At 33.3% G+C, this 5,182-nt stretch carries 5 protein-coding genes; all 5 read right to left on the bottom strand.

Annotation, left to right across the window (positions count from 1 at the left end):
- Positions 1-790: acyltransferase (locus tag WMO25_RS14510; protein WP_349085893.1), on the bottom strand; the 790-nt coding region annotated here is incomplete at its 3' end.
- Between the two features lie 22 nt (positions 791-812).
- Positions 813-1,865: an acyltransferase family protein gene (locus WMO25_RS14505; protein ID WP_349085892.1), complete on the bottom strand. Its 1,053-nt coding sequence runs from the start codon at positions 1,863-1,865 to the stop codon at positions 813-815.
- Positions 1,866-2,113: 248 nt separating this feature from the next.
- The gene (locus WMO25_RS14500) at positions 2,114-3,073 is read right to left on the bottom strand and encodes a glycosyltransferase family 2 protein (RefSeq protein WP_349085891.1); all 960 of its coding nucleotides are present in this window, start codon (positions 3,071-3,073) and stop codon (positions 2,114-2,116) included.
- A 30-nt stretch (positions 3,074-3,103) separates the two neighbouring features.
- Positions 3,104-4,060, bottom strand: a complete 957-nt coding sequence (locus WMO25_RS14495) for a glycosyltransferase family 2 protein (protein WP_349085890.1) — start codon at positions 4,058-4,060, stop codon at positions 3,104-3,106.
- Between the two features lie 29 nt (positions 4,061-4,089).
- Positions 4,090-5,182: hypothetical protein (locus tag WMO25_RS14490; protein WP_349085889.1), on the bottom strand; the 1,093-nt coding region annotated here is incomplete at its 5' end.

Genomic DNA, 5,182 nt, shown 5'->3' with positions numbered 1-5,182 from the left:
TTTTACTGACAACTACCTTGACAATCAGCGTTTCTTCATATATATTTCTGATAACAGCTAACCGCGCTTCTGCATCCAAAGCATTTCTCAGCTGGTTTTGAAGCTGCTCAGGTTCAATACTTTCTCTATCATCTAGGAATACCCACTTATTCTCATCATATTTTTCATATTTCTTTGTCTGAGTCTGAGTCCAGGAATGAACACACGCACCATCCCAAAATACATTCCTTTTCACCTCTCTAACAGGATTTCCGGCATAAACTGTATTACTTGGAATTTTTTTCCCTGACACGACTGAAGCAGCGCCTATAATAGCCCCGGAACCAATATAAGTTCCTTTTAATACCAATGCCCCCTGTCCTATCCATACATGATCTCCTATAATAACAGACTTGCTTGGATTAATTCTCTTATGATTGCTCACATCATAAATCAAATGAGGATCCGCAGTTCTAATCCATATTCCAAAAGATATCACACAGTTATCCCCCAAACAGACATTTGTCTGTTCTGAAACAATTACATTTAAACGCCCATTTAAATAATTATTCCTTCCCATCGCAAATGTGCATTGATTATTTACGCTGACATTGAGATTTAACTTATGATTCCCTCCTCGAATATAAATAATTGAATCACTTCCATTAAAATTTAAAATTGCATTTTCTAAATATACGCCACTCTCCAAGTATAAAATATTTCCTGTTCCCACAAAATTAACCTTTGAATTCTCAGGAATATACTCCGCCCCATATATTATATTGTTTCTTTCATCCTTCTTCACATTCATAAGTTTTCCATCCCTCCTATTATCAATCGAATAAAATAATCGCTTTTTCTAATAAATATTGTATAAAACTCACAATTCTTTTACTTATTTGGTGAACTTTTAAAATGCCTACATATTTACTTCTTACAAACTCTACACACAGACCAATAATAAAAATTGCACCTGCGCATATGATTGCATAAAGAACTCCTACTACTACACTTTTGTTTAGCACAAATGAAAATGCATTATTTAAATATTTTTCCCAAATTATTTGATTCTGCTGAAACAAATAAATGCCAAACGCCAATGGAGATAATCTAGAAATAATTGTCCCCTTTAGATGTATTCTCGCAAACAAAACAACCATAATCAAACCACTTAGTATCATTGTAGGGGATATATAGTTTACAAATATTTTATTTCCATAATGTACACACATAATCCATGTAATAAGAATGCATATTCCCCATATTGCTAACAAAGTACTCGTTTTTTTATTTTCAAATACCTTAGCCTTTTTTGCAAATGCACCAATACAATATAATATCATCAACCAGAACGCAGAATATCCATTTTGAACTTTAAATGCATTAGCAAACAAATTCCATGTGCCAAACAAAATAATTAAAATAATTATTCCTTTTTTTGCTGTTTTTTCATCTATCTTAACAACGAATCGATTTAAAATTGGAATTGAAAAAAAGAGAGCAAAAAAGGCAGTAAAATACCAAAATTTATCATATGCAACTGGCATAGCCCAACTAATAACTTCTTTCTTCGTCACTTCTATATTGCCACCTGCTACTGTCAATAAAACTGATATTACAAAGGAATAGAAAAAGGCCTGGAACCACATATCTACCAATTTCTCATATTTTTGCGGCCTATCTGTAGACATATAACCGCTAATAATTGCAAAACCATTAACTGCACAATACGAAAAAATTTCCATCAACCAAAAAACTTTAAATTTTATTGTTCCTGCCTCAGTAGCATATAAAATACCACCATGACCTAATGTGTGAAGCATACACACCATGTACATGAGAACTAATCTTAGTAAGTCTACTCCGTAATTACGTTGAATTTTCATACTTCTTCCTCAAATTCTTCCTTATCCTTATTCTCATACCCAATTATGCAAATATGTCTACGTTTCACTAAACGAAACACAAACATTGAAAATTATTATACTATTGTAACTATTCAGAGCCAACCTCCAAAATGCTACGCATTTCATCGGTGTGGCGTATCCGCCAAATAAAATTTCAAAAACAGACTTAAAATGCAAGCATTTTATACCTGTTTTTGAAATTTTGCTTGGCTCTAAACAGTTACATATTATTTTTCTTTTTTATCCCAAGTTCTTTCACTAATTATATAACGTGGCCTAGCCTTTACTTCCATATAAATTTTTCCAATATATTCTCCCAAGACCCCTAGACAAATCAATTGAACGCCTCCCATAAAACATACCAAACATACCGTACTTGCCCATCCTGTCACTGCATGGCCCGTCATTTGAGAAACAATTGCCCAAATAACACCAATAAAACTTAAAATAGACACACCTATTCCCAATCCGGTAATCATTCGAATTGGCTTGATACTTAAACTGGTAATACCATCAATAGCTAATGCAAGCATCTTGGACAATGGATAATGTGACTCTCCGGCAATCCGCTCATGACGCTCATAATAAACACTCGTACTCTTAAATCCTACAAGAGGAATCATCCCCCGTAAAAAAAGATTTACTTCTTTAAAATTTGCAAATTCCTTAAGTACTCTTGCAGAAATTAATCTATAATCTGCATGATTATAGACAGCTTCAACTCCCATTTTATTGAGTAATTTATAGAAAGATTCAGCCGTAAAACGTTTAAAAAAAGTATCCGTATCCCTCTTACTTCTCACACCATACACTACTTCACTGCCATCATGATAGGCATCCACCATAGCTTCCATAGCCCCTATATCATCTTGCCCATCACAATCTATAGAAATTGTTATATCACAAATATCTTTTGATTCCATCAACCCGGCAAGCACAGCATTCTGATGTCCTCGGTTACGACTCTGACAAATACCAATATAATGTTCGTCCTTCTCTGAAAGTGATGTAATAATCTCCCATGTTCGATCCTTACTTCCATCATTAACAAAAAGGATTCGACTGTCATTACTAATTTTGCCTTTCTCAATCAACAATTGCATTTCCTCAAGAAACATCTTTGATGTAATTGGAAGCACTTCTTCTTCATTATAACAAGGTATAACAATAAATAACCTGCTGCTCATTTTTCCCTCCAAATTTATCATTTTCATCTTTTACTTGCAATCATTTTCTTTACTGTTGTCATTTAAAACTTCCCTAACAATATATATTGGTCTATTTTTAACTTCTGCAAACAAAATAGCAATATATTCACCAATAATACCAATAACAATTAGTGTCACTGCAAACATAAAGCATAAAGCAACAATAATCGTCGAATATCCTGCTGGTGCATTATGAACCAATTTTTCAATGATAGTATATATCATTAAAATAAAACCGCATAAAGCAACCACACAGCCTGAGTACACACCAAGTTTCAATGGCAAATCAGAAAAACTACACAGTGTATTAATAGAAAACTTCAATAGCTTTCTAATATTATATTTACTTTCTCCTGCCTCTCTCTTTGCTGCTTTAAATTCTAATGTTGTCTTCTTAAATCCCACACTTTGCACATATCCACGCAAATATCTAACTTTTTCACGATAATCCCTTCTCAGGACCTCTGCCACATTCTGTGTCATTGCAAAAAAATCAGAGGAATTATTCTCAAATTTGATTGGCGACATAAGATTCAGCACCTTGTAAAATGCACCAGATGTAATTCGTTTAATCAGTCCTGCATCTGTATTTTGAGTACGCACCATAGCTACAACTTCATAACCCTCTTCAAATTTTTTGATGATATCTGGTATACACTGCGGTGGATGCTGTAAATCAGCATCCATACATACAATACCATCACCTGTTGCATAATCAATGCCAGCAATCATTGCTGCCTCATGTCCAAAGTTTCTTGAAAAATTAACAACTTTCACTTTTGAATTAATATTTGCAAAAGATCGAAGGATATCTATACTTCTATCACTACTTCCATCATTTACAAACACCATTTCATAATCCCATTCCAAATTTTCAAGTACTTGTACTGTTACCTCATAAAAATGTTTTAAAGATAATTCCTCATTATAAACAGAAACCACTGTTGTTATTTTCTTCTGTCTCACGTATGACTCCCTTCTGCCAGGTAATTTAGCTACTTAGTATATGACCATACTGGATTTAACTGTATATCTGCTGGCAAATGATAAAATAATTTATATCTTTCTTCCCAAATATCGCCTTTACCAGGAGTCGGTGTCCATACATATGACTCATATGGTAAATGAATAATATCAATTTTCTTTTCTCCCTCTGCGATTTTACACTCAATATAATTTAATCGATGCCTATCCGCTTTGTATATAGACAAAAAAATACCCAAATAAAAGCACATTCCTGTGAGTACAATGCACGTACAGACTTTCCGGAACTGATATCCCACCACCTTCTCTTTGCAATCTTCTGGAAGCAATCTAACTAATTCACAAATTAATATCATAAAAAACACATAGGTTGCAAAAAAGCATCTGCTGCCAATTGGTGTCACTTCCAACAGAGGACCACCAAGACATATAATGCTGCATAAACTAAAGACAATTTTGATCCATTGCTTAAGCTTAATGCCAATCCATACCGTCACAATAATAACAGCAGCAGCACTGATTAATGTTGCCACCCCCTCTAAATAAATAAGATGTTTCCCCTTTGTTGTTTCAACCAGTCCTAACACCGAAAAAAATGCATAGATTTCATAAACGGTCATCACCCAAAGACAACCCTGAATTAAATTATTTTTCCTTTCTTTCTTTCTTAAATATCCATACAAAATAATGCATATAATCACAAGAATACCGTTCAACACCAGATTATTCATATACATTTCTTTATACATGACATCAAAATAATTTATCAAAGCTTGTCCAATCAGACCTTTAGATGACATAGTTCGATATCCGTCTGCATTTTGTGAAATAGAATGATAGACAGAATTCGAAAACATATAACAGGTACCCACAATTGTCCCTATAAAATACATCACATACTGAATGATAATCTTTTTGTATTTTATGAATGTATAAATAATAACTCCCATTGCCATTACCACATTATAAATCGTTAGATGTTCCACAATCAATGTATTGATAACCCCTAATATACCTAACGGAATACAATGTAAATATCTCTGCTTAGGTTTTTCACCCTCAAAAATCTTATAAAAATACACTACATAAATCAATGTAAAAAAA

It is taken from the genome of Coprococcus intestinihominis (genome assembly GCF_040096555.1).
GTDB classification, from domain to species: Bacteria; Bacillota; Clostridia; order Lachnospirales; family Lachnospiraceae; genus Coprococcus_A; species Coprococcus_A intestinihominis.
Note: the sequence above shows the minus strand (reverse complement) of the source record. Positions and strands in the feature narration are given on the sequence as shown.

Bases quoted from the DNA above. Each gene is read 5' to 3' on its own strand.
- WMO25_RS14505 (WP_349085892.1), bottom strand. From the start codon at position 1,865: ATGAAAATTCAACGTAATTACGGAGTAGACTTACTAAGATTAGTTCTC.
- WMO25_RS14500 (WP_349085891.1), bottom strand. From the start codon at position 3,073: ATGAGCAGCAGGTTATTTATTGTTATACCTTGTTATAATGAAGAAGAA.